This is a genomic window from Nonlabens sp. Asnod3-H03 (genome assembly GCF_045063665.1).
GTDB classification, from domain to species: Bacteria; Bacteroidota; Bacteroidia; order Flavobacteriales; family Flavobacteriaceae; genus Nonlabens; species Nonlabens ulvanivorans.
Genome location: NZ_JBEFOD010000008.1, coordinates 1,376,666 through 1,401,018, shown reverse-complemented (window position 1 = coordinate 1,401,018; position 24,353 = coordinate 1,376,666). Strand labels below are relative to the sequence as shown.

Annotated in this window: 18 protein-coding genes, 2 tRNA genes and 1 other RNA gene; 7 read left to right on the top strand and 14 right to left on the bottom strand. The window is 33.9% G+C overall.

What is annotated here, in order from left to right; all coding sequences use genetic code 11:
• Window positions 1-18: 18 nt before the first annotated feature.
• Window positions 19-705, top strand: a complete 687-nt coding sequence (locus ACJJVI_RS09550) for a hypothetical protein (RefSeq protein ID WP_405351645.1) — start codon at window positions 19-21, stop codon at window positions 703-705.
• Between the two features lie 14 nt (window positions 706-719).
• On the opposite strand, the gene ACJJVI_RS09545 is transcribed toward ACJJVI_RS09550, so the two are convergent.
• Entirely contained in the window at window positions 720-2,357 is a 1,638-nt protein-coding gene (locus tag ACJJVI_RS09545) for an ABC-F family ATP-binding cassette domain-containing protein (protein WP_405351643.1), read from the bottom strand.
• Between the two features lie 98 nt (window positions 2,358-2,455).
• An RNA gene (gene rnpB, locus ACJJVI_RS09540) (RNase P RNA component class A) lies at window positions 2,456-2,771 on the bottom strand.
• A gap of 100 nt (window positions 2,772-2,871) precedes the next feature.
• Here rnpB and dnaX point away from each other — a divergent pair.
• Window positions 2,872-4,749, top strand: coding sequence for a DNA polymerase III subunit gamma/tau (dnaX, locus tag ACJJVI_RS09535; RefSeq protein ID WP_405351642.1), 1,878 nt, complete (start codon window positions 2,872-2,874; stop codon window positions 4,747-4,749).
• 53 nt (window positions 4,750-4,802) lie between these two features.
• On the opposite strand, the gene ACJJVI_RS09530 is transcribed toward dnaX, so the two are convergent.
• From ACJJVI_RS09530 to ACJJVI_RS09490, 9 genes are all read right to left on the bottom strand, one after another.
• Window positions 4,803-5,363: a porin family protein gene (locus ACJJVI_RS09530; protein WP_036584899.1), complete on the bottom strand. Its 561-nt coding sequence runs from the start codon at window positions 5,361-5,363 to the stop codon at window positions 4,803-4,805.
• A gap of 72 nt (window positions 5,364-5,435) precedes the next feature.
• Complete coding sequence (locus ACJJVI_RS09525; protein ID WP_042246913.1) at window positions 5,436-6,332, bottom strand: Ppx/GppA phosphatase family protein; 897 nt, start codon at window positions 6,330-6,332, stop codon at window positions 5,436-5,438.
• Between the two features lie 3 nt (window positions 6,333-6,335).
• The gene (gene ppk1 / locus ACJJVI_RS09520) at window positions 6,336-8,387 is read right to left on the bottom strand and encodes a polyphosphate kinase 1 (protein ID WP_036584895.1); all 2,052 of its coding nucleotides are present in this window, start codon (window positions 8,385-8,387) and stop codon (window positions 6,336-6,338) included.
• Entirely contained in the window at window positions 8,384-8,869 is a 486-nt protein-coding gene (locus ACJJVI_RS09515) for a SixA phosphatase family protein (protein WP_405351639.1), read from the bottom strand. The genes ppk1 and ACJJVI_RS09515 overlap by 4 nt, the downstream gene beginning before the upstream one ends.
• Window positions 8,870-8,879: 10 nt before the next feature.
• Window positions 8,880-9,524, bottom strand: a complete 645-nt coding sequence (pdxH, locus tag ACJJVI_RS09510) for a pyridoxamine 5'-phosphate oxidase (RefSeq protein ID WP_348021271.1) — start codon at window positions 9,522-9,524, stop codon at window positions 8,880-8,882.
• Window positions 9,525-9,622: 98 nt separating this feature from the next.
• Window positions 9,623-10,378: a patatin-like phospholipase family protein gene (locus tag ACJJVI_RS09505; RefSeq protein WP_042247121.1), complete on the bottom strand. Its 756-nt coding sequence runs from the start codon at window positions 10,376-10,378 to the stop codon at window positions 9,623-9,625.
• A 57-nt stretch (window positions 10,379-10,435) separates the two neighbouring features.
• Window positions 10,436-10,510: transfer RNA gene (locus ACJJVI_RS09500), tRNA-Pro, on the bottom strand.
• A gap of 28 nt (window positions 10,511-10,538) precedes the next feature.
• A tRNA-Ser gene (locus tag ACJJVI_RS09495) sits at window positions 10,539-10,622 on the bottom strand.
• A gap of 95 nt (window positions 10,623-10,717) precedes the next feature.
• Window positions 10,718-12,760: an HD family phosphohydrolase gene (locus tag ACJJVI_RS09490; RefSeq protein ID WP_405351636.1), complete on the bottom strand. Its 2,043-nt coding sequence runs from the start codon at window positions 12,758-12,760 to the stop codon at window positions 10,718-10,720.
• A 144-nt stretch (window positions 12,761-12,904) separates the two neighbouring features.
• On the opposite strand from ACJJVI_RS09490, the gene ACJJVI_RS09485 reads away from it, so the two are divergent.
• On the top strand, window positions 12,905-14,080 hold the full coding sequence (locus ACJJVI_RS09485; protein ID WP_405351634.1) for an acetyl-CoA C-acyltransferase: 1,176 nt from the start codon (window positions 12,905-12,907) through the stop codon (window positions 14,078-14,080).
• Window positions 14,081-14,087: 7 nt separating this feature from the next.
• Window positions 14,088-14,834: an NlpC/P60 family protein gene (locus ACJJVI_RS09480; RefSeq protein WP_405351632.1), complete on the top strand. Its 747-nt coding sequence runs from the start codon at window positions 14,088-14,090 to the stop codon at window positions 14,832-14,834.
• Window positions 14,835-14,894: 60 nt separating this feature from the next.
• On the opposite strand, the gene ACJJVI_RS09475 is transcribed toward ACJJVI_RS09480, so the two are convergent.
• The gene (locus tag ACJJVI_RS09475) at window positions 14,895-16,133 is read right to left on the bottom strand and encodes a tetratricopeptide repeat protein (RefSeq protein ID WP_405351630.1); all 1,239 of its coding nucleotides are present in this window, start codon (window positions 16,131-16,133) and stop codon (window positions 14,895-14,897) included.
• Between the two features lie 17 nt (window positions 16,134-16,150).
• Window positions 16,151-18,673: a DNA gyrase subunit A gene (gyrA, locus tag ACJJVI_RS09470; RefSeq protein ID WP_036584884.1), complete on the bottom strand. Its 2,523-nt coding sequence runs from the start codon at window positions 18,671-18,673 to the stop codon at window positions 16,151-16,153.
• Window positions 18,674-18,942: 269 nt separating this feature from the next.
• On the opposite strand from gyrA, the gene ACJJVI_RS09465 reads away from it, so the two are divergent.
• From ACJJVI_RS09465 to ACJJVI_RS09455, 3 genes are all read left to right on the top strand, one after another.
• The gene (locus ACJJVI_RS09465; RefSeq protein WP_036584883.1) at window positions 18,943-21,549 is read left to right on the top strand and encodes an ATP-dependent Clp protease ATP-binding subunit; all 2,607 of its coding nucleotides are present in this window, start codon (window positions 18,943-18,945) and stop codon (window positions 21,547-21,549) included.
• A 217-nt stretch (window positions 21,550-21,766) separates the two neighbouring features.
• Window positions 21,767-22,174 carry a hypothetical protein gene (locus ACJJVI_RS09460; protein ID WP_042246899.1) on the top strand — a complete coding sequence of 136 codons (408 nt, stop codon included), beginning with the start codon at window positions 21,767-21,769 and terminating at the stop codon, window positions 22,172-22,174.
• Window positions 22,175-22,411: 237 nt separating this feature from the next.
• Window positions 22,412-22,819: a hypothetical protein gene (locus ACJJVI_RS09455; protein ID WP_036584880.1), complete on the top strand. Its 408-nt coding sequence runs from the start codon at window positions 22,412-22,414 to the stop codon at window positions 22,817-22,819.
• Here the strand turns inward: ACJJVI_RS09455 and hutH are convergent.
• Complete coding sequence (hutH, locus tag ACJJVI_RS09450) at window positions 22,812-24,320, bottom strand: histidine ammonia-lyase (RefSeq protein ID WP_405351627.1); 1,509 nt, start codon at window positions 24,318-24,320, stop codon at window positions 22,812-22,814. The genes ACJJVI_RS09455 and hutH overlap by 8 nt on opposite strands.
• Window positions 24,321-24,353: the final 33 nt, after the last annotated feature.

The following is a 24,353-nucleotide window of genomic DNA, read 5'->3' as shown; positions in this document are numbered from 1 at the left end:
ATCAGTTCTCAACTGGTAGTGGCTCAGAATGAATTCATTGAAGTAAAAGAGTTTCTTTCAAAAATTGAAAACTCTGACTCTTTACTTATTAAACTTAACAGGCATAAATTTAAAAATGGCAGTTTTGATTTTAGTTATTCTGAATTCAGCAGAAAAATAGATTTTGGTTACTTGCAACATAGAATTAGCGTAGGTAAAGATTTTTACACAGAATTTAAATTAAACTTCTTTAGTAAAGATGACGTAATCAAATTTGGATGGATATCAAAATATGATAGTAGTGAAGAAAAGCTGAGTGAGTCAGAAAATTTCAAAGAAAATCAGATTGATTTCCGAAATTATTTAAACCAGCACAATGCTTTCTATGGGTCAAATTTATCTCATAATGAATTCAAAAATCAAATAATAACCGAATACGCAGTAGCATTTGGTTGTGGATATAGTGGAAATTACTTATCAAAGGAGAGTTATCAGACTCAAGAATATATTGATCAAAAAGATATCAAATCCTTAAAAAAACTTCTTACATCTTTCTCTCCTGAATTACAAACTCTTGGCGCAATTGGTTTAACCCAATTGAAATCTAACGATGGTAATAAAATCATTAGACATTTAAAAAATAGAAAATCAGTATTATTTAGTTGTAGAGGATGTTCCTTAAGTCATGATGAAACTTTCATACAACGGATAGGTCTTTATGAATAGTAATTCTGTTTAGCCTATCCCATCAAATTAATATCAGCGATGTTTTTAATTCTATTTCTTTCTAAGAACGCATCAATGGTTTCAAAGTGTTCTATCACACGTTGATCTTTAAATTCAAATACTTTTTCTGATAAGCCTTGCAAGAAATCTCTATCGTGAGATACCAAGATTAAAGTACCATCATAAGTAGATAAAGCTTCCTTTAAAACATCTTTTGATTTAATATCTAAATGGTTTGTAGGCTCATCGAGAATTAACAAATTCACAGGTTCTAGTAATAACTTTACCATAGCTAGCCTGGTTTTTTCACCACCAGACAAAACACTTACCTTCTTTTCTAAGTCATCACCACTAAACATAAATCTCCCTAGAATATTCTTTAATTGTGTACGCACATCGCCTTCTGCCACTTCATCAACTGTCTGCCATATCGTTAAATTATTATCTAATAATGCTGCCTGATTTTGCGCAAAATATCCAACTTTTACATTGTGACCTAGTTGACAATTACCTTCTACTTCTATCTCGTTAAGAATAGCTTTGATCATCGTTGACTTTCCTTCACCATTACGACCTACAAAGGATACCTTTTCGCCTCGAGCTATAGACATATTTGCATCTTTAAAAACCACGTGATCTCCATAAGATTTTGATACATCTTTAACGGTTACAGGATAATCACCAGATCGTGGAGATGGTGGGAAACTGAGTTTTAATGCAGACGTATCTACCTCGTCAATCTCAATAAGCTGTAATTTTTCAAGCATCTTCTCTCTAGAATTAACCTGATTAGTTTTAGAATAAGTTCCTTTAAATCGTTCTATAAAAGCTTTCGTATCGGCGATAAACTTTTGTTGTTCTTGATATGCTTTAATTTGATGTGAACGACGATCTGCTCTTAACACAAGGTAATGGGAATAGGTTGCTTTATAATCATGGATTTGTCCCATGGTAACTTCAATAGTGCGATTAGTGATGTTATCTATAAATGCTTTATCGTGTGAGATAACCATTACAGCGTCTGCTTTATTAACAAGAAAATCTTCTAACCAAATTACAGATTCTATATCAATATGATTGGTAGGCTCATCGAGTAAAATCAAATCTGGTTTTTGTAATAGAATTTTAGCAAGCTCAATACGCATACGCCATCCACCACTGAATTCACTAGTTGGTCTTGTAAAATCTTCTTGTTTAAATCCTAGACCTTTGAGAGCTTTTTCTACTTCGGCATCATAATTTACTTCTTCTAGAGCATAGAATTTTTCTCCTAAATCTGTTACACGTTCAATGATTGCCATATACTCTGCACTTTCATAATCTGTACGAGTCGTTAAAGCCTCATTAAGTTCATCCATTTCCTTTTTCATAGATGTGACGTGTTTAAAGGCTTTGGCTGTTTCTTCAAAAACGGTACAATCATCTGAGGTTAACAAATGTTGTGGTAAGTAAGCAATAACGGTATCTCCTGGAGTTCTCACATGACCACGAGTAGCTTTTTGTTCACCAGCGATGATCTTCATCATGGTAGATTTTCCTGCTCCATTTTTACCCATCAGTGCTATTTTATCTGTTGGATTAATGACAAATGAAACATCACTGAAAAGTGTGGTACCACTAAATTCTACGGCTATATTTTCTACTGTAATCATGTTGAAGTTTTTGCAACGGCAAAAGTATGATTATTCTATACTTATATAGAAATCTAAATATGATTAAAGAGAAGGAATTTGTAAAAATTACTAAACGTAAAAAAAGCAGGTCTATAAGCCGGATTCTGTTACTTGATTTCTCAAGCACTCTATCATTTATCTAGAATTACAATTACTTGCAACCTCTATCTGTTTACCCTTCAGAATCGCGCGGATCGCGCTCAAGCTCTGATATACGCAACATTTCACCGTATAGAGTTTACCTGGTTTCACTACAGCATTACCTGTACATACTTTCTGTTGCACTAGTCCTATTACGCTTTCGCGAAAGCGTAATGACGGCCATTAACCGTTATACTATCCTATGGTGCCCGGACTTTCCTCTTCATAAGAAGCGATAGAGCGACCTGCTGACGCAAAATTACTTTAAATATTGATACCGATGTTGATAATTTAATGAAATAAAACAGTAGAAATAATAGCCAAATTTAACGAGGCGTTTATCTTTGAATCGATGGAGCCATTTATAGTATCTGCTAGAAAATACAGACCCGAGACTTTTGAAGATGTCGTAGGACAAAGCGCTATTACTAAAACGCTTGAAAATGCAATTGCTAGTAATCATCTAGCACAAGCTTTGCTATTTACTGGTCCTCGTGGTGTAGGAAAGACAACCTGCGCCCGTATTCTTGCAAAAAAAATCAATCAACAAAATGCCGAGGTTGATCCCGATGAGGATTTTGCCTTTAATATTTTTGAACTAGATGCTGCTTCTAACAACTCTGTAGACGATATACGTAGTCTTACAGAGCAAGTACGTATTCCTCCACAAGTAGGTAACTTTAAGGTCTATATTATTGATGAGGTACATATGCTCTCAACAGCAGCTTTTAATGCGTTTCTTAAAACCTTAGAAGAACCGCCAGCACATGCTATATTTATTCTAGCAACTACTGAGAAGCATAAAATTATACCTACCATTCTATCTCGTTGCCAGATTTTTGATTTTAAGCGCATTACAGTGGCAGACATGCGTGGACACTTAAAACGTATCGCAGGTATAGAAGGGATCGCCGCAGACGATGAAGCATTACATATCATAGCTCAAAAGGCTGATGGTGCCTTGAGAGATTCACTTTCTATATTTGATAGGGTTGTCAGTTTCTCAGGTAAAGATCTGACTGTACAAGCGGTAACTGAAAATTTAAACGTACTTGATAGAGAAACTTATTTTAACATCAGTGACCTTATCATAACTGGTAACATACCGCAATTACTGGTAGATTATGATGTGATCATGTCTAAAGGTTTTGACGGCCATCATTTTATCGCTGGCCTTGCTTCTCATTTTAGAGATTTAATGGTTTGTAAGGATGAGAGAACTCTTCATTTATTAGACGTGTCTGATACAGTGAAAGAAAAATATGCCGAACAGTCTAGAAAAGTCGATTTAGTATTTTTAAGAGAGGCCATTAACTTAAGTAATGAAGCAGATTTTAAATATCGTAGCAGTCGGAACCCAAGACTACATATTGAATTGTGCCTTATGCAGCTTGCCTCTATCTTAACAGATGGAGAAAAAAAAAATGATGTAAACTACATTATTCCAGCTTCCAATTTTAAAAACCAACCTGTCGCTGCGGAGGCTACTAGCTCTTATCAAATACCTCAAGAACCAGTAAGTAAACAAGTTAAGGAAGCTACAGCGGTGCAAGATAGTCAACCTTCAACAACTGAAGCGTCTAACGCACTGAATCGTACTAGTAGTAATCAAAGTGTCGATATCTCTACAGATAAAAAGGAGCTAACTAAACCTATTATTGAGTCATCATCCGTTTCTCATCAAACATCTAGACAAGATACCACGACTGCCCAACAAAATTCTAATAAATCTATTGAGGAAGCTCGTAAAGCCTTATTAGATAGAAATAAAAATAATGTTAGCGGTTTATCTTTAAAAGCGATTAATGCAAAGAAAGCACATGTCGTTAAAAACAATCAAGACCAGGTTCAAACAGACGCTTTACCTGAAGAAAGTTTTACAGAGCAGGACGCTCAACAGTGCTGGTCATCTTATGCTGCACATTTAAGAGAACGTGGTCAATTAATTCTAGCCTCTATTATGGAAGCTGACACACCTAAACTTAAAGATCACAAACTAGTATTGCGCTATCCTAACCTTTCCATGAAAGAAGATTTAGAGAAAGCACAAGGCCAAGTTCTAGAACATATTAAAGCTGCTTTAAAAAATTATACTATAGAATTAGAAATTCATGTAGACAAAGCCGTTCAAAAGAAGTACGCCTATACTGATCATGAAAAATTTCTAAAACTGGTAGAAAAAAACCCTGCGATAGATTTATTGCGTCGCAATTTTGATCTAGAGTTTTAAAACAAAAAAAGTCCTCAATTGAGGACTTTTTAAATATTTATCATTTCTACGTACTAAAGCTTATAAGCTAGACCTAATTGAAAGTATCTATTATTTGCTTCGTTAAGTTCTCCAAACTCTCTATCAAATACATTAGATAAACCATAACCGTAGCGTACATCAATAGCAAAACTATTGCTGAAATTATAACCAATACCACCTACCGCGGCAAAATCGTAGTTATAATAATCATTGTTATCTCTTTGTCCTACATTCACACCTACTTGAGGACCTAATTGTAAAAATAATTTTTGCCCTAAACTTACCTTAGCAAGCACACCTACTTGAAGCCAGTTTGTTTTAAGCTCTACATTATCACCAGATTCTAACCTGATTTCGTCAGCCTTTGCACCTAGTGCAGACAGACCTATCTCAGGCACTAAAGAAAAACTTGAGCTTACTGGTATATTAGCAAAAAAGTTTGCGTGAAAACCGATGCGACTGTCTAAATCGATATCGTCACCTTCTAAAGAAGAGTAATTCAATCCAGTTCTAAATCCGTAGCTAGTTGTTGTTTGAGCAACACCTATTACAGGGATAGATATTAAAGCAATTAAAAGTAATAATTTTTTCATTTTTAAATAATTATGGGGACAAAGTTAACAGAAACATTGATTTTGTAGTAAATATAATTTAAAACTTACCTTCTATCGTTCATCTGCATTAAAAATAGATTTAATGATACCATCAGCAAGACCAATTTTAGGCACATATATATTTTTTGCACGGCTCCATTTCATGGCACTTAAATATATACGACAAGCTGGGATGATAACATCTGCCCTATCTTGATTAAGATTTAAATAGTAAACTCGCTCTTCATAAGTATAAGATTGAAGCTTTTCATAATAGCTAGACAAGTACAAATAAGACAATGGTTTACCCGTAGATTTTTGACTAGATTTATAAATATTATTGATGTTACCACCAGATCCTAATAGTTCAACTTTAGCATAAGGCTGGCATATTTCCTTAATCCATTGTTCTGCTTCAGACCATAGTTTCTTAGTAACCATATCATTAAGCAGTCGTACTGTGCCTATTTTGAATGACCTCGAAGCCTTTGCTTCACCATCTGCAAAAAGAGTAAACTCGGTACTACCACCACCTACATCAACATATAGATATACTTTGTTGTCATGTATCATAGAGTGTAAATCTGTCATCGCAATAATAGCTGCTTCATGAGATCCATCTATAATTTCAATATTGATTCCGGTTTTTTTCTTTATCACTCTTGCTACCTCTTCTCCATTTTGCGCTTCACGCATTGCGCTCGTTGCATAAGCCTTATAATTTTCTACTTTATGAACATCCATTAGTAAAGCATACGATTCCATACTTTTTACCATCCTGTTCATATTCACTGATCCTATCTCTTTAGTTGTAAAAACATCTTGTCCTAAACGTATAGGTACCCTAACTAGGCTAATTTTTTTAAATACTGGAGGCTCATCATCAAATAAGGTAACCGATGCGATTAATAATCTAATAGCATTAGATCCTATGTCTATGGCTGCATATTTACGAATTCTAAAACTCATGTATTAAAGTTGATTTTTGTAATAATCATATGTTACAAATTGGGATCGTATAGGGCTATCATCCTGTTTTACATATAAATTAAGTTGTTCTGAACATATCTCTCTGGCTTTTACATTATCATTCCAGCAGATATCTAAGGTATCTAAAATTTCTTTCTTAACAGATTCATCATATATAGGACAAGCAATTTCAACACGGTTATCGAGATTGCGCCCCATCATATCTGCACTCGATATATATACTTCGACATCTCCATCATTATAGAACTGATAGACTCTTGGGTGCTCAAGGTACTTATCTACGATACTAATAACCTTAATATTTTCACTCATACCTATCACTCCTGGAATTAAACAACATATACCTCTAATGATAAGATCTATTTGAACACCTGCATTAGACGCTTCATAGAATAGTTCTATCATCTTAAAATCAGAGAAACTATTCAATTTCATTCTTAAATGTGCTTTTTTTCCCGCTTTCGCGAAAGCGATTTCTCGACGAACCTTTTTCTCTATATTATTTCTAAGTGAGTGAGGAGATACTAGAAGATGTTTGTATCTATATAACTTATAATTGACTTCAAAAAAGTCAAATACTTTATCTACTTCTTTAAGTATTTTTTTATTTGCAGTAAACAAGGTGTAATCTGTATAAATACCTGCTGTAGCTTCATTAAAATTACCAGTAGATATGAATCCATATCTTACTATTTTACCATCCTCTTCTCTATTTATAACACAAGCTTTACAATGCACTTTAAGACCAGGAACTCCAAAGATGAGCTTAACTCCTTCTTCCTGCATTAGTTCTGCATAATTAATATTTGCCTGTTCATCAAATCTTGCTTGAAGCTCTATTGAAACTGTAACTTCTTTACCATTTTTTGCAGCATTTATTAATGATGCTGCGATTTGGGAAACTTCTGCAAGTCTGTAAATTGTAATTTTAATGTTAAGCACTTTAGGGTCTAAAGCAGCTTCTCTTAAAAATTTAACCGTATTAGAAAAGGTATGATATGGTGCATATTGTAAAATATCTCTTTGAGAAATTTTCTCTAATAGACTACCTCTCATAGATACTCCTTTTATAGGTAATGGAGTTTTTTTCTCATACAATAAATCTGTCCTACCTAGTGAAGGAAACTTTAAATAATCACGTCTATTGTGATAACGACCACCTGGTATTATAGAATCTGTATCATCTATTTCTACCTTGCTCATAATAAAATCTAGTGTTTCTTGATGAATCGATTTATCATAGACAAATCTTACTGGATCACCGTCTTTGCGATCTTTAACACTACGACTTATTTTTTCAATGAGACTTTTTTTAAGGTCTATATCGATATCCAACTCTGCATCAAGAGTCACTTTAATCATGTGCGCTTCTAGATGGCTGTATTCAAAAATATTGAAGATATAGTGCATCCTATCTCTAATCAAATCATCTAAAAGGATAATATATTGTTTATCATCACCATCAATTGAAGGTAACTCTATAAAACGATTTAGTGATTTTGGAATTTCTAGGAGCGCATATCTTACAGGTAAACTTGAATCTTTCATTACCATTCTTACAGCCAAATATCCTAAACCGTCTCGCAAGGTTGGAAATTCAGACTCATCACTTACCATTATAGTTGCAAGTGCAGGACTCACATAATTATTAAAATAAGATCTGATGTAATTTTCATGTTGGGGAAGAATTTCAGTTTCATCTACTAGAATGATATTTTCATTTCTTAGTTCCTCTTCAAGTTGGTTTAGCACTTCAAAACTCTTGGCTTGATCTTTTATAACCTCGGCAGTTATTTTTTCTAATAAGTCCGCCGCAGTAACTCCACCTAATGATTTTGTAGCATTCTTGCCAGCTCTTAATATACGCTGTATGGTTGCATATCTAACTCTAAAAAACTCATCTAAGTTGTTAGAAAAGATTCCTAAAAATCTTAATCTTTCAATTAAAGGAACATTTATGTCTGCAGCTTCTTGTAAAACACGATTATTAAATTTTAACCAGCTTAATTCTCTATTGAAATATCTAGGACTCATTTTAGATTTTTTGGGAAAAAGTGTGCAATTGTTTGACCGTTACTTATATCTGACCATTGAGTTGTATTAAACTCTATAATTACCACGCCGGTAGTAGGTATATTATCAAAATAATTGGAACCTAGTGCATTCACCGTATCAGTAAGGCCGTGATTATGTGAAAAAACCATAAGTGTATCTATATCATTTGTGCAAGACTTAATTTGACTAATTAATTCACTACTATCAAATGTATAAAGCTCTCTTTTCAATTTAAATGATAGTAAATTATAATCGATATATTCACTTACAATAACGGCAGTTTGAAGCGCTCTGGCAGCGGTGCTACTCCATATCTGTTGAGAGCTTATGAAAGCCGAATTGAGATGTTTTCCTATTAGATGAGCATCATTGATACCTCGTTCCAGTAGAACACGATCGTGATCACGAACGTTTAATTCCCAACTCGATTTACCATGCCTGATTAAAATTAATCTTTTCATAGTAAAGTCTTTATGGAGCTAAACGATTACTAGTCCATTCTTTTCCTTCCATCATATATAAGAATCGGTCATGAAGCCTATTAGGGCGACCTTGCCAGAATTCAAACGATATAGGAGATATAGAGTAGCCACCCCAATTATCTGGTAATGGAATTTCTTGATTTTCAAATTTAATCTTATAATCTTCTAGTTGCTTCTCTAGTTCTGCTCTAGTTTTTACTATTGAACTTTGGTTGCTTGCCCAAGCTCCTAATTGACTACCTCTAGGTCTTCTATGAAAATATGATAAAGATTTTTGCCTTGAAACCTTACTAACATCACCCTTAATAATAATCTGTCTTTCTAATGCAGGCCAAAAGAAATTTATTGAAACCTTGTGATGTAAATCCATAGACCTTCCTTTCTCAGACCCATAGTTTGAATAAAAAATAAAGCAACCTTCTTCAATTTCTTTAAGTAAAACAATACGAGATTTAGGATATCCATCGACTCCTAGTGTGGTTAAACTCATTGCATTTACTTCATCAATTGACATATGTGATTTAGCATCATTAAACCACTCTTCAAATAATTGATATGGATTTTCAGGTATACTATCTTCTATTAAGGAACCTTTGCTATAGTTTTTCCTAAGATTTTGAAGGTCTCTTTGCATATAAATTGCTTTATCGCAATTTACATAATAAAGGTATTATAGAATAAATATGTACATTAAAACTGAAACAATATTTACTTAAAACTTTGAAAGCAGAATCAATCAAAAAGTAATGATTTATCTAATTGTCTACAGGCATTTTCATAACCAATATCAAACATTTTACGCAAAGACCTAAAGCTAAATAAGCCAAATGGATAAAGTTCTTCTGGTTCAAACATTAAATCAGCTTGATAAAACTTAGAAGAATCTCGATGATATTGACTAATTGAATAAGCACGTCCTGCAACATCATAAGAATGTTTCATTTTTTTATTTAATGGCTCTATCTTGTTAACATAACTACCTAATTTTATATCACAATCTTCTAATAAATCAATAGGAAAGTTATTAATTACTCCTCCATCAATGTAAACATTATCATTGATAGTTACCGGTGTAAATACTCCAGGAAAAGCTGCACTCGCTAAAATAGCCATGTACAACTCTCCAGAATCAAAAAGTTTAAGTGTTGCCTTATTGAGGTCTGTTGCAGCAACAATTAATGGTAGTTTTAAAGACTCAAATGAATCAACAGGAATATAGGAACTAATATGATCAATGAACACATTAGATTTTATAAAACCTGGTTGCCCAAACGCAAACTTACTAGGGTGAAATAAATTAGAACTTCTGAAAAATTTATAGATATCTTCAATATCTATGTCAGCAGCATATAAGGCGCCTATTAAAGCTCCAGCACTTGTACCTGAAATTTTATGAACTAGTACATCATGCTCTTTTAAAGCCTTAAGAACACCAGCATGGGCAATCCCTTTTGCACCACCACCAGAAAGGGCTAATCCTACTTTCATAAAATGGAATTTAAAAATAAAAAAAGCCTTAAAATCATAAGATTGAAAGGCTTTTTGTCGGGGTGGCAGGATTCGAACCTGCGACCTCCTCGTCCCAAACGAGGCGCGATGACCGGGCTACGCTACACCCCGAAAAGATCATCTATTATTTAGAAAATTGCGGAGAGACAGGGACTCGAACCCTGGCGACGGTTGCCCGTCGACAGATTAGCAATCTGCTCCATTACCACTCTGGCACCTCTCCTAAATAAAAAGAACTTGCGATTGTTTCCAAAAGCGGTTGCAAAGGTAATTGATATTATAGTTCCTGCAAGCATTTTTGAAACTTTTTTGTAAAAATTATTCTGGGTATTCTATTCTCAAATGATAGATATTAGCTAACTTCTTTTTAATCACTGACTTGATAATTTCAATTTGTTTAAACGTTATGTCAGCATTTATAAATTGTTTTTCTTCTACTTGTTTGTTAATGATATTTTCTACTAGCATATTAATACTTGTGGAAGTAGGATTTTTCAAACTCTTAGAGGCTGCTTCAACACTATCTGCAATCATTAAAATTGCTGTTTCTGGACTAAAAGGTTTCGGTCCCGGATATTGATAATCCTTAATATCTAAATTAGGATTACTTGCTAATGCTTTTTTGTAAAAGTAATAAACGGTAGAATCACCATGATGAGTTCTTATAAAATCAATAATTCGGTCGGGCATTTTGTATTTCTTTGCTATCTCAATTCCCGTAATCGTATGATTAATAATAATGGAAGCACTCTCTTCGGGATCTAAGTCGTCATGGGGATTAATACCACTACCTTGGTTTTCAGAAAAATATGTTGGATTCCCCATTTTACCAATGTCATGATATAGAGCTCCCACTCTAGCTAACATTGCATTAGCATTTATAGCGTCTGCCGCTGACTCTGCAATATTAGCAACATTTAAAGAATGATGAAAAGTACCTGGCGCTTTATTAGAAAGCTCTTTTAATAACTTGGAATTTGTATCTGACAATTCTAATAAGGAAACATCACTAACTAAACCAAAAAGCTTTTCATAAATATAAATAAGCGGCCAAACAAACAACATCGCTAATCCACATAAAATGAAATAACTTACTTTATTCCACTCCCAACCTATTACACCGCCTTGATTAATCGCGTAAAATGCAAAATAAGAACTTACGTATATCAAAACAATTTGACCTATAGTAATAAAGAGATTAGCTCTTTTATAAATTTCTGAACTAGATAAAATAGTTACAATTCCGGCAATTATTTGAAGAAATAGAAATTCCTCTCCATTAGGTACTATAAAGCTTAATATTAAGATTGTCAAAACATGAGTAAACAGACCTACTCTTGCATCAAAAAAAGATTTAAGAATCAATGGTAAAATACAGACAGGAACAACATATACATAATGAGAATTTATGTTTACAACTAAAGTTGTAAGTAGGATAATTGTCAGTAAGTTGAAAAATATAAAAAGTAATTTCCGAGAGTTATTATAAATATCAGGTCGATAATTAAATAAGAATAATAGTAAAATCGTAAAGGTTAGGGCAACTAAAATTATATAACCTATTAATCTCCAAACATATTGAGATTCCGACCAAGTTTGCGCTTGATAAGTTTCATTCAAAGTATTTAGTATTTGATATTTTTCTCCTTCAACAATTTCGCCTTGAGCTATTATACGAGAATTTAGAGGCACTACACCTCTCGTAGGTAATACTTTACTCACTTCATCTTCTATAATTTGATTAGTAAGATTCAGATTTAGATTTACATTGGATTTAATGTTTTTTAATAAAACCTCAGCAAGCCACTTTTTATCCTTAAATTCTGTTTCTTTAACTAAAGAAGTTATTTTGTTTTTAAGGTCCTTAGGCTTCAATATTTTATGATAAGCAACCTCTTCAAAACCTTCCTTTGTTTGAATTATAACGGGTTGATTTTCATCTATTTCAAGTGGTTTTTCTAGATAATAATTTGTGTAAAATTGATCTAAAACAAAGTCTACTTCATTAAATTCTCTATCTAAATTTGATGTAAGGATAGTATCAGGAATGATAATTCGATACTCATTTTGAACGATTTCCTTGACCACATAGGATATATTAGGTTCGATATCAAAATACTTAGGCGTATTCTGCTTAATAAAATCAATTTCTTGTTTAATAGCATCTGGACTTTTCTTTATAGGAAAAGAAAACGGAGCATATAATGTCTCATATTGCCATGGCTCACCTTTTTTGTAATCGTATTTGAATCGATCACTTTTAGGGAAAAAGTAGATTGTTATAATCGTGGACGCAATTATTATGGCAATTCGGATTAAAATATCCTGATACTTATAGAAACTAGAATTATTCTTTTTCATCATTTACAAATTAACAATTTAGTTTGGAGATCTGTTTAAAAGCTACATAAAATATGTTACTCTATTAATTACAGCTCTAATTAAGTATAAACTTCACTTTTTATCATATGAATATTGTTTATTTTCGCGCTAAAAGAGATTGTAATGAAGAAAGTTGTTATTGTATCATATGCTAGAACACCCATAGGTAGTTTTATGGGGAAATTATCTACTATCCCTGCTACTAAATTGGGTAGTATCGCTATAAAAGGTGCTCTTGATAAAATAAATTTAGATTCAAATTTAGTAGGAGAAGTTATAATGGGAAATGTAGTTCAAGCAGGCACTGGTCAGGCGCCGGCAAGACAAGCTGCATTAGGAGCAGGATTATCTATGGATGTTCCGTGTACCACCGTTAATAAGGTATGCGCAAGTGGAATGAAAACAGTAATGATGGCTGCTCAAGCTATCGCCTGTGGTGATAAAGATATTGTAGTCGCTGGTGGTATGGAAAATATGAGTATGATTCCGCATTACGTACATATGAGAACAGGACAGAAATTTGGCCCAGCTACTTTAATAGACGGAATGCAAAAAGATGGACTCGTTGATGCATATGATCAGAATGCGATGGGTGTTTGCGCTGATTTATGTGCGCAAGAACATGATTTCTCAAGAGCTGATCAAGATGATTATGCCGTACAGTCTTACCAAAGGTCAGCACTTGCTTGGAAAAGCGGGAAATTTGATAATGAAGTCGTTCCAGTTGCTGTTCCTCAGCGTCGTGGTGAAGATATTATTGTAGATCATGATGAAGAATATACTAACGTTAAAATAGAGAAAATTCCAGCTTTAAGAGCTGCATTTAGCAAAGATGGTACCGTAACCGCAGCAAATGCTTCGACTATCAATGATGGTGCTGCTGCTTTGATTTTAATGAGTGAATCAAAAGCTTTATCTCTAGGCTTAACTCCAATTGCTACTGTGTTAAGCTATGCAGACGCAGCACAAGAACCAAAATGGTTTACAACTGCTCCTGCAAAAGCTTTACCTATTGCATTAGCAAAAGCAGGTCTCACTCAAAATGATGTGGATTTTTTCGAGTTTAATGAAGCTTTTGCCGTTGTTGGATTAGCTAACATGAAAATTCTAGGATTAACAGATAAAAATGTTAATGTATATGGTGGTGCAGTTTCATTAGGTCATCCATTAGGATGCAGCGGTGCACGAATTATCACAACCTTATTAAGTATATTAAACCAAGAAAATGGTTCTATAGGAGCTGCAGCAATCTGTAATGGTGGCGGTGGCGCAAGTGCAATGGTAATTAAAAAAGGTTAATTTTTTTATGAAGTACGGGATTTGCCCTATTTCGGTTGCGCCAATGCGTCTTGAAGCAAAGGATACTAGTGAAATGGTATCTCAAGTAATCTATGGAGAATATTTCAAAATAATTGAAGAACGAAAGAAATGGGTCAAAATTAGATTAGCTCATGATTCTTATGAAGGGTGGATCGATATTAAACAAATTATTGAAATAGAAGCTGAAACGTATCATGAAATTGATCGTTCTAAGCATGAATATGCTAAAGATTTAATTAGTCATATAACTCATCATAATGAATCTTTGAGTACAATCACAATCGGCGCTCAGGTTTCAACTTCAAAATACCTAGCAGATTCTTATCAGCTTGAAAGTACTTCAGGAAGTAATAAATCAGATTTAATTAATAACGCCTTATTATTACTTAACTCTCCATACTTATGGGGTGGAAGAACTCCGCTAGGAATAGATTGCAGCGGCTTTACCCAATTGGTTTATAGATTATGTGGATTTAAATTAAATCGAGATGCCAGTCAACAAGCTAAGCAAGGAGAAGTACTTAGTTTTATAGAAGAAGCAGAAGAAGGAGATTTAGCTTTTTTTGATAATAATGAAGGTCACATAACACATGTAGGTTTAATAATGAGAGATAATTACATTATTCACGCACACGGTAAGGTCCGAATAGACCGGTTAGATCAAAGCGGAATATTTAATGTGGAAAGACATTTACATACTCACAAATTAAGAGTTATTAAAAAAATTATGTAATAAAAAAAGCCTGCTTTTAGCAGGCTTTTTTTTATAAAACGAATTAACGAAAAATGTAAATTACATTTTTGCTTTAAATTCGGCTACCTTTTCTTTATCCTTCAATACCTCATAATAATAAACTAAGACATTAATAATATCTTTTTTAGATGGATCTATTTGATGTGCTTTTTCAGCATAAGAAACAACTGATTTAATATTGTTAATACGCATTTCTTTCAATTCCATTATTTCCTCGTTAGATCCTCCAGATTTAATAAGCTTATTAACATCTTCGGTTAGTTGATCATCGGCATCCATAAGAGTCTGTGTAGCTGCTGTAGCATAGCTATAATTGTCAGGATCTAATGCCAGAGCTTTAGAAAATGCTTTAACAGCATCATCATATTTCTTAGATTCAGATGCCTTTATACCTAAATTAACAAAAACACCAACTTCATCTATATTAGAATTCAATAAATTATCGAAAGATGTACGATACTTATCCATCATCCCTAAATCAAGATAAATGGAAGCCTCATTTATCATAAGAGATTTATCATTAGGATTAGATTCCTTCGCTTGCTGTATAGCATTAAGAGCCTTTTCTCTATCACCTTTCTGAGCATAAATCATGGCAATAGATTTAGTAATATCAGAAACTTTAGATTCGCTTACTTCAATTCCAGGATTTTTTAAAACACCACTTTTAACTCCTGCTTGAATCGCTGATTGAGTCCAATTTACTCGATCTCCGGTCTCTATAGAATAGGCAAAGTATTGGACATTTTGACCCGTATAGCCCATATTGATCAATTCTTCTAAATGTGCTAGTGAACCATCCAGATCTCCAGATGCTTGTGCTAGTGAAGCCGCTTGATATAACCAAATTGTATCTTGTGGAAACTTATCATATAATGATGTCATAATATCATAACCTTGGTTAAAATTCTCCTCCTTCACACTTTTGTTTGCGATATCTACTAACCTTTGCTTAGCATTTAAAATCAAATTATCTAAAGGAACATCCCCATCATAATTTAATTTCTTAGCTGTTCTAAAAGATTCAATTGCTTTAAAAGTTTCATCCTCACTCACCTTAATATCAAAGGGATCTTCAAGAGTAATGACTCCTGAAGCTAATTCGTAATCTGCTTTATATTTCTGCTCAACTGAAGCAGGATCTATCGTATTAAAAATTTCAGCTGCTTTGTCATAGTCTTGTGAAAGAATTGCTTTTTTAATGTTTTTCAACTCTTTCTTTTGCGCAAAACCTATAGTCGCAAAGGCCAAAACCAATATCGTTAATCTAATTTTCATCTTGAAATGTTTTTAATTTATTCTTCGCTATCATCATTTACAACAGTCGTGCCATCACTATTCAAATCAGCGTCACTACCGTCTTCATTGATTTCAGAGTCTTCTTCCTGAGCAACTTTCGCGACAGCGGCAATTGAATCGTTTCCTTTTAAATTAATTAAACGCACTCCTTGGGTTGCACGTCCCATAACTCTCAGGTTTTTAACATCAATACGTATAGCAACTCCTGACTTATTGATGATCATAAGTCCATCATCGTCCGTTACATTCTTAAGAGCTACTAATCCTCCAGTTTTTTCAGTAACAGAAATTGTTTTCACACCTTTTCCTCCACGATTGGTTTCTCTATAATCATCTAGACTAGACCTTTTACCATATCCTTTTTCGGATACTACTAAAATATTAGAATCCATATCATTTACAGCAACCATACCGATTACCTCATCACTATCATCTGCAAGTCTTATTCCTCTAACACCGCTAGCATTTCTACCCATAGCACGTGTTTTTGCTTCGTCAAATCTGATAGCCTTACCACTTTTAAGACCTAACATCACGTGACTATCACCAGTTGTAAGCTTAGCCTCCAATAAAGTATCTCCTTCACGAATAGTTATTGCATTAATACCGTTAGTACGTGGTCTGGAATACTGTTCTAAAGATGTTTTCTTCACCACACCTTTTTTAGTACACATGATCACATAATGACTATTAATATAGTCTTCATCTTTAATATCTTGAGTACAGATGACAGCTTTTACATTATCGTCTTGTTCAATATTTATTAAATTTTGAATCGCTCTACCCTTAGAAGTACGACTACCTTCAGGAATTTCATAAACTCTCATCCAGAAACACTTTCCTTTCTCTGTGAAGAACAACATATATTGATGATTGGTCCCTACAAAAATATCCTCTAGGAAGTCCTCATCACGTGTTGTACTTGCTTTTTGCCCAACTCCACCTCTATTTTGAGTTTTATACTCAGTAATAGGAGTTCTTTTAATATATCCTGCATGAGAAATAGTTATAACAACCTGTTCATCAGCAATCATATCTTCTATGGATAAATCACCACCTGCATATTCTATTTGAGAACGACGTTCATCTCCATACTTTTCCTGTACTTCAATTAATTCTTCTTTAATAATCGTCATACGACGATCTCTATTTGCAAGAATATCTTTTAAGTCAGTGATTGTAGCCATTAAGTCTTCGTATTCATTACGTAACTTATCCTGTTCAAGACCGGTAAGTTGTCTTAAACGCATTTCTACAATTGCTCGAGCTTGAATTTCTGATAGCTCAAAGCGCTCAATTAGTTTTTCGCGAGCCTCTTCTCCATTCTTACTACTTCTTATTAAAGCAATAACTTCATCTATATTATCAGAAGCAATAATTAATCCTTCAAGAATGTGTGCTCTTTCTTCTGCTTTACGCAATTCAAATTGTGTACGTCTTACAACTACTTCGTGTCTATGTTCCACAAAATAGTGAATCATCTCTTTTACATTAAGAAGTTGTGGACGTCCTTTTACAAGGGCAATATTATTAACACTAAAAGAAGATTGTAAAGCCGTATGCTTATATAATTTATTGATGACAATATTAGGAATTGCATCACGTTTTAAAATATAAACGATACGCATTCCATTACGGTCAGACTCATCTCTAATCATAGAGATACCTTCTAATTTCTTCTCGTTAATTAGATCTGCCGTTTTCTTAATCATATCAGCTTTATTCACCTGATATGGTAATTCATCAACGATGATACATTCTCGACCTTTTACTTCTTCTAGTCTCACACGACCACGTATTTTAATACGTCCTCTTCCTGTATGCATAGCATCCTTAACACCATCATAACCATATATAATACCACCAGTAGGAAAATCTGGAGCTTTTACATGCGTCATTAATTCATCGATCTCAATGTCATTATTATCTATGTAAGCAATAGTTCCATCAATAACTTCTGTAAGGTTGTGTGGCGGCATGTTAGTAGCCATACCTACAGCGATACCAGAAGCTCCATTAACTAATAAGTTAGGGATTCTAGTAGGCATTACAGTAGGCTCATTTAATGTATCATCAAAATTGAGCTGTGTATCTACAGTTTCTTTATCTATATCTGCAAGAATTTCTTCAGATATTTTTCTCATTCTAGCCTCAGTATAACGCATAGCTGCTGGTGGATCACCATCAACACTACCAAAGTTACCTTGACCATCAACAAGCATATATCGTAGTGACCAATCTTGCGCCATACGCACCATAGTGTCGTAAACAGACGTATCACCATGTGGGTGGTACTTACCTAATACTTCACCTACTATTCTCGCACTCTTTTTATATCCTCTATTAGACAATACACCTAGCTCATACATACCGTAAAGAACACGCCTGTGTACTGGTTTTAATCCATCTCGCACATCTGGCAGTGCTCGTGACACTATGACTGACATCGAGTAATCGATGTATGCTGATTTCATCTCATCCTCGATGTTAATCGGGATTAACTTTTCTCCATCTGCCATTTAAAAAACGTTTAATTAATACTTTTTTAATAAGCAAGCAATTTAATGAAAAACCTAGTCTTAATCAGGCTTTACACCATCATAACCACTCTTTTTATTAACATACTAATAACTTAAATGTGGATAAGTTTAACAATTGGGTTATTGCGGTGTTTTAAAGGGTTTTGTCCTACGCTTTCGCGAAAGCGTGTTCTTTAAAATCATCATTTAACAAAATGGTATACATATTGAACTAAGAGAATTCATTACATTTAACTCAAAGTAGCAATATGGACGATAATTTTTCACCAAGAGTCAAGGACGTGATTGCCTACAGCAAAGAAGAAGCGCTTAGGTTAGGACACGATTTTATAGGAACAGAACATTTAATGCTAGGTCTATTAAGAGATGGAGATGGCAAAGCCATCGATATATTGAATAACTTAACAGTAGATTTAGATCATTTGCGTCGTAAGGTTGAGATACTGAGCCCAGCAAATCCTAATACCCACATAGCAGCAAATGAAAAAAAGAATTTACATTTAACAAGGCAAGCAGAACGCGCTCTCAAAACGACGTTTCTGGAAGCTAAATTATTTCAAAGCTCATCAATTAACACGGCTCATTTATTATTGTGCATCTTGCGCAATGAGAATGATCCGACAACTAAATTACTTAATAAGCTTAAAGTTGATTATGACAGTGTTAAAGAAGAGTTTAAAACACTATTATCACAAGAAGACGGATATACTGAAGAACCTATAGAAGGAGCATTTAGTGATGACAATGATTCTAATGATGATAATCCGGGAGAAGAAAAAGAAAACTTATTCTCTCAAAGCGGCTCCACTAAAGGCGGTAAGAAAAGTAAAACGCCTGTTTTAGACAATTTTGGACGCGATTTAACCAAAGCTGCCGAGGACGGTAAACTAGATCCTGTTGTTGGACGTGTGGAAGAAATACAACGTGTTTCTCAAATCTTAAGTCGTCGCAAAAAGAATAATCCACTTCTAATAGGAGAAGCAGGTGTAGGTAAAAGTGCTATTGCAGAAGGTCTAGCATTACGTATTGTAGAGCGTAAGGTATCTCGTATACTTTATGATAAAAGGGTAATAACATTAGATCTAGCTAGTCTGGTTGCCGGAACTAAATACAGAGGTCAGTTTGAAGAGCGCATGAAAGCTGTAATGAATGAATTAGAAAAGAATAAGGATATCATTCTTTTCATAGATGAAATTCATACAATCGTAGGTGCTGGTGGTGCTGCCGGATCACTAGATGCTAGTAATATGTTTAAGCCTGCACTAGCTCGAGGCGAAATTCAATGTATAGGAGCAACTACTCTAGACGAATATCGTAATAGTATTGAAAAAGATGGCGCTTTAGAAAGACGTTTTCAAAAAGTGATGGTAGAACCTACAAGTGTAGAGGAAACGATTACTATACTTAATAATATAAAAGAGAAATATGAAGAACACCATAATGTGTCGTATACCGATGGTGCTATTGAAGCTTGTGTAAAGCTTACAAATAGATATATGACCGATCGTTTTCTTCCAGACAAGGCTATCGACGCACTTGATGAAGCTGGTTCTCGTATCCATATTACAAATATAGAAGTACCACAACAAATTCTAGATCTTGAAAAACAACTAGAGGAAGTAAAAGAAGAGAAGACTGCAGTAGTTAAAAAACAGAAATATGAACAAGCTGCAAAGCTGCGTGATGATGAGAAAAAATTAGAAAAAGCTCTTACTGAAGCTCAAGAAACTTGGGAAGAAACATCAAAACTTCATAAAGATACTGTTACCGAAGAAAATGTGGCTGAAGTAGTAAGTATGATGACCGGTATACCAGTGAATCGTATTGCTACTAAGGAGATGAAAAAACTGTTTAATCTAGGAGATTCTATTAAAAATAGAGTAATTGGACAGGATAAAGCGGTAAAACAGGTTGTTAAAGCGATACAGCGTAACCGTGCTGGATTAAAGGATCCTAATAAACCAATCGGTTCTTTTATATTTTTAGGACAGACTGGTGTAGGTAAAACACAACTTGCAAAAGTGATTGCAAGTGAATTATTTGATTCTTCAAACTCATTGATACGTATTGACATGAGTGAATACATGGAGAAATTTGCGATATCTAGACTTATAGGTGCTCCTCCTGGATACGTTGGATATGAAGAAGGTGGACAACTTACAGAGAAAGTAAGGCGTAAACCTTATGCGGTTATACTTCTAGATGAGATTGAAAAAGCACATCCAGATGTATTCAACATGCTACTTCAAGTGTTAGATGACGGATATCTTACAGACAGTTTAGGACGCAAGATTGACTTTAGAAACACGATTATCATCATGACTTCTAATGTAGGTGCGCGTAAATTAAAGGATTTTGGATCTGGTGTTGGATTTGGTACCGCTGCTCGCAAAAGTGCTGAGGACGATAACGCACGTGGCGTTATTGAAAGTGCTTTGAAAAAGACATTTGCACCTGAGTTCTTAAATAGGATTGATGATGTAATTGTATTCAATGCATTAGAGAGAGACGATATACACAAGATAATTGATATCGAATTAGTAAAGCTATTCGATCGTATTAAAGGTTTAGGCTATAACTTAACCTTGAGTGAGTCTGCAAAAGATTATATCGCAGATAAAGGTTTTGATAAACAATATGGAGCAAGACCTCTTAACCGAGCAATTCAAAAATATATTGAAGATGCCCTTGCAGAGGCTATTGTAAATAGTGAATTGCAAGAAGGTGATTCTATATTTATGGACTTAGATAAAAAGTCTAATGAGCTCAAAATTAAAATAGAAAAACCTAAAAAGTCAGATAAACCAGAAACCACTTCTGAATCTACAACAGATAATTCTATAGAATCTGAATAATTATTAAATTTCAATGTAAAAAACGTCTTAGTCATCACTAAGACGTTTTTTTTGGCTTTAAATAATGGAGGCTTTTAGAGGATTAAAACTATCAATTATCAGTAAACTACTATTAATCAGTTAATAAAGTCATTTCATCGAATTACTAAATATGTGATACAACGCTTTTATAGAAATTCTTCTACCTACATATCTTTAGATTAATAAAAATCACAATATGAAAAGAGTTGATTTAAATTTTGGGGTATTTGAACTTCATTCTCAAATAATCATAGGTAAAATGAATGAAGGGATTCACTATGATGTTTATAAAAACAAAGTATTTAATAATCTAATCGATACGTTTTACGGTACTTTAAAACCTTTCTCTTTTATCTGTATAAGAGATAAAAACTACAGTCTAGATCCAATGATCCATAGATATAATTCAAAATATGAAAATTTCTGTAGTATCGCGGTTGTAGAAAGAAATCTAATGAATAAAAGCACGGTACAACTAGAAAGTATATTTTTTAAGCCTGGTAAATTCTGTAAATTCTTAAGTGTCACAGAAGCCATTTTATGGGCTAATCATCAGATCGCTTTAAAAAGACTTGAAACCGAAAAAATAAACTTACTTAACTAAAACAAACTTATCATCAACAGATAGAAACGTCTAGATTCATATTTTGATATTTCTACATGATAGCTGTTATTGCTTTTAATCGAATAAAGACAAATGGTATAATATTGATATAGAACTACAACGTTTGAGTCATAAATTTTTGTTTCTATTAAGGATTAATTAATCAATTTATTACATTTTTATTATGCGCGCATAATAAAAAACACGTAGTTTTGCACGCTTTTTAAAAGTAGAATTATGAAAACAGTTGATTTACAGTTTGGTGAATTTCAATTTTATCCTGAAGTTATTATAGGTAAAATTAAAGAAGGGATTCACTTTGACATGTCTAAAAATCAAGAACTCGTGCAAGTAGCTATAGAACACTACGGTCTAGACTTTCCACTTTCTTATATCAGTTTAAGGGAAAATGATTATAGCATTGACCCATTAGTTCACACTAATAATTCAAAATTTAAAAATTTGTGCGGTATTGCTATCGTAGAAAAAAGACTTCAAGGTAGTAGTACCGCTAGTTTAGAAAGTAAATTTTTTAAACCTGGTAAATTATTAGCTTTTCAAGATGTTGAAGAAGCAATAGTGTGGTCTAACAAAGAAGTTTCTCAGAGAGTAATTGATATCAATACTGGATTATCCCTTAATTAAAAATAACATCAGCATCAATTTTAGTATGCTCCATCATCTGTTTAGCTTTTACTATATCATCATGCAAGACGCGATCAGTATCCAAAGTTGAAACACTCACTCTTAAACTAGATTTAAGATGTTCTAAAAAGGTAGACGTTTTTTTAGGGTGACGTTCCTCAATACCTTGTGCAGCGGCTAATAGTTCTATTGCAAGCACAGATTGAACATTTTTAATAATGCGGTTTGTTTTAGTTGCGGCATTAGCTCCCATACTTACATGATCTTCTTGCCCGTTTGAAGATACTATACTATCAACACTTGCTGGTGTAGCATATTGTTTATTCTGGCTTACGATACTTGCAGCAGTATATTGTAAAATCATCATACCACTATTTAATCCAGGATTATTTACTAAAAATGCAGGTAAGCCTCTAGTACCACTCATTAACTGAAAGGTTCTGCGCTCACTAATGCTAGCAATTTCGGCCATGGCGATACCCAGATAATCTAAAGCTAGTGCTAACGGTTGTCCATGAAAATTTCCGCCAGAAATAATCGCTTCTGATTCTGGAAAAATATTAGGATTATCCGTCACAGAATTCACCTCAGTTAATACAGTTCGTTTTACAAATTGTAAGGTATCCCATGTTGCTCCATGCGCCTGCGGTATACATCTAAAGCTATATGGATCTTGAACATTAACCTTCTCGCCTACCGCAATTTGACTATCTTCTAATAAAGAAAGTATCAAATCTGAACTGCGCAATTGTCCTGCATGTGGTCTTATAAGATGAATGCGTTTATCAAAAGGAGATAGGTTACAATCAAAAGCATCAACAGACATAGCACCTGTGACATGAGCCCAATACCATAATTTATGAGATTGGATTAAAGTATGCACTGCAAAAGCTAACATAAATTGTGTACCGTTAATCAGTGCAAGTCCTTCTTTAGATTGAAGCTTTAATGGTTCCCATCCCATTTTTTCATTCAATACCGCCGCATTAATTTTTTCTCCTTTAAAGTAAACTTCTCCTTTGCCTATTAAAGGTAATGCAAGATGTGCTAGAGGCGCAAGATCACCACTTGCACCTAGCGATCCTTGCTCGTATATCACAGGATAAATCTCATTATTAAAAAATGCAATTAAACGTTCTACTACAGCTCTACTAATTCCACTATGTCCATAACTTAAACTTTGAATTTTTAGAAACAGCATCATTCGCACGATTTCTTGTGCAACCTCATCACCGGTTCCACAAGCGTGTGACATCAAAAGATTATGCTGTAATTGCTGCAGTTCACCAGGACCTATGTGCGTATTACATAAAGATCCAAAACCTGTATTAATACCATAAGTAGCAGCAGCATCTTCACCACTGAAACGATCGTCTAAATAACTTCTGCACTTATCAATACGTTCCTTAGCATCAATCGATAAGGTTAATTTTACTGGCTGTTCTACTATATTATATAACTGTTCTAGAGTTAATAACTTAGACGATATAAGATGTTCCATTTAATAGGGCTGTTTATGGATATGCAATTATAA

Coding starts and splice junctions, on each gene's coding strand:
- ACJJVI_RS09525 (WP_042246913.1), bottom strand. CDS start 6,332: ATGAGTTTTAGAATTCGTAAATATGCAGCCATAGACATAGGATCTAAT.
- dnaX (WP_405351642.1), top strand. CDS start 2,872: ATGGAGCCATTTATAGTATCTGCTAGAAAATACAGACCCGAGACTTTT.
- ACJJVI_RS09490 (WP_405351636.1), bottom strand. CDS start 12,760: ATGAAAAAGAATAATTCTAGTTTCTATAAGTATCAGGATATTTTAATC.
- ACJJVI_RS09460 (WP_042246899.1), top strand. CDS start 21,767: ATGAAAAGAGTTGATTTAAATTTTGGGGTATTTGAACTTCATTCTCAA.
- gyrA (WP_036584884.1), bottom strand. CDS start 18,673: ATGGCAGATGGAGAAAAGTTAATCCCGATTAACATCGAGGATGAGATG.
- ACJJVI_RS09530 (WP_036584899.1), bottom strand. CDS start 5,363: ATGAAAAAATTATTACTTTTAATTGCTTTAATATCTATCCCTGTAATA.
- pdxH (WP_348021271.1), bottom strand. CDS start 9,524: ATGCAAAGAGACCTTCAAAATCTTAGGAAAAACTATAGCAAAGGTTCC.
- ACJJVI_RS09455 (WP_036584880.1), top strand. CDS start 22,412: ATGAAAACAGTTGATTTACAGTTTGGTGAATTTCAATTTTATCCTGAA.
- ppk1 (WP_036584895.1), bottom strand. CDS start 8,387: ATGAGTCCTAGATATTTCAATAGAGAATTAAGCTGGTTAAAATTTAAT.
- ACJJVI_RS09480 (WP_405351632.1), top strand. CDS start 14,088: ATGAAGTACGGGATTTGCCCTATTTCGGTTGCGCCAATGCGTCTTGAA.
- ACJJVI_RS09545 (WP_405351643.1), bottom strand. CDS start 2,357: ATGATTACAGTAGAAAATATAGCCGTAGAATTTAGTGGTACCACACTT.
- ACJJVI_RS09515 (WP_405351639.1), bottom strand. CDS start 8,869: ATGAAAAGATTAATTTTAATCAGGCATGGTAAATCGAGTTGGGAATTA.
- ACJJVI_RS09475 (WP_405351630.1), bottom strand. CDS start 16,133: ATGAAAATTAGATTAACGATATTGGTTTTGGCCTTTGCGACTATAGGT.
- ACJJVI_RS09465 (WP_036584883.1), top strand. CDS start 18,943: ATGGACGATAATTTTTCACCAAGAGTCAAGGACGTGATTGCCTACAGC.
- ACJJVI_RS09485 (WP_405351634.1), top strand. CDS start 12,905: ATGAAGAAAGTTGTTATTGTATCATATGCTAGAACACCCATAGGTAGT.
- ACJJVI_RS09505 (WP_042247121.1), bottom strand. CDS start 10,378: ATGAAAGTAGGATTAGCCCTTTCTGGTGGTGGTGCAAAAGGGATTGCC.
- hutH (WP_405351627.1), bottom strand. CDS start 24,320: ATGGAACATCTTATATCGTCTAAGTTATTAACTCTAGAACAGTTATAT.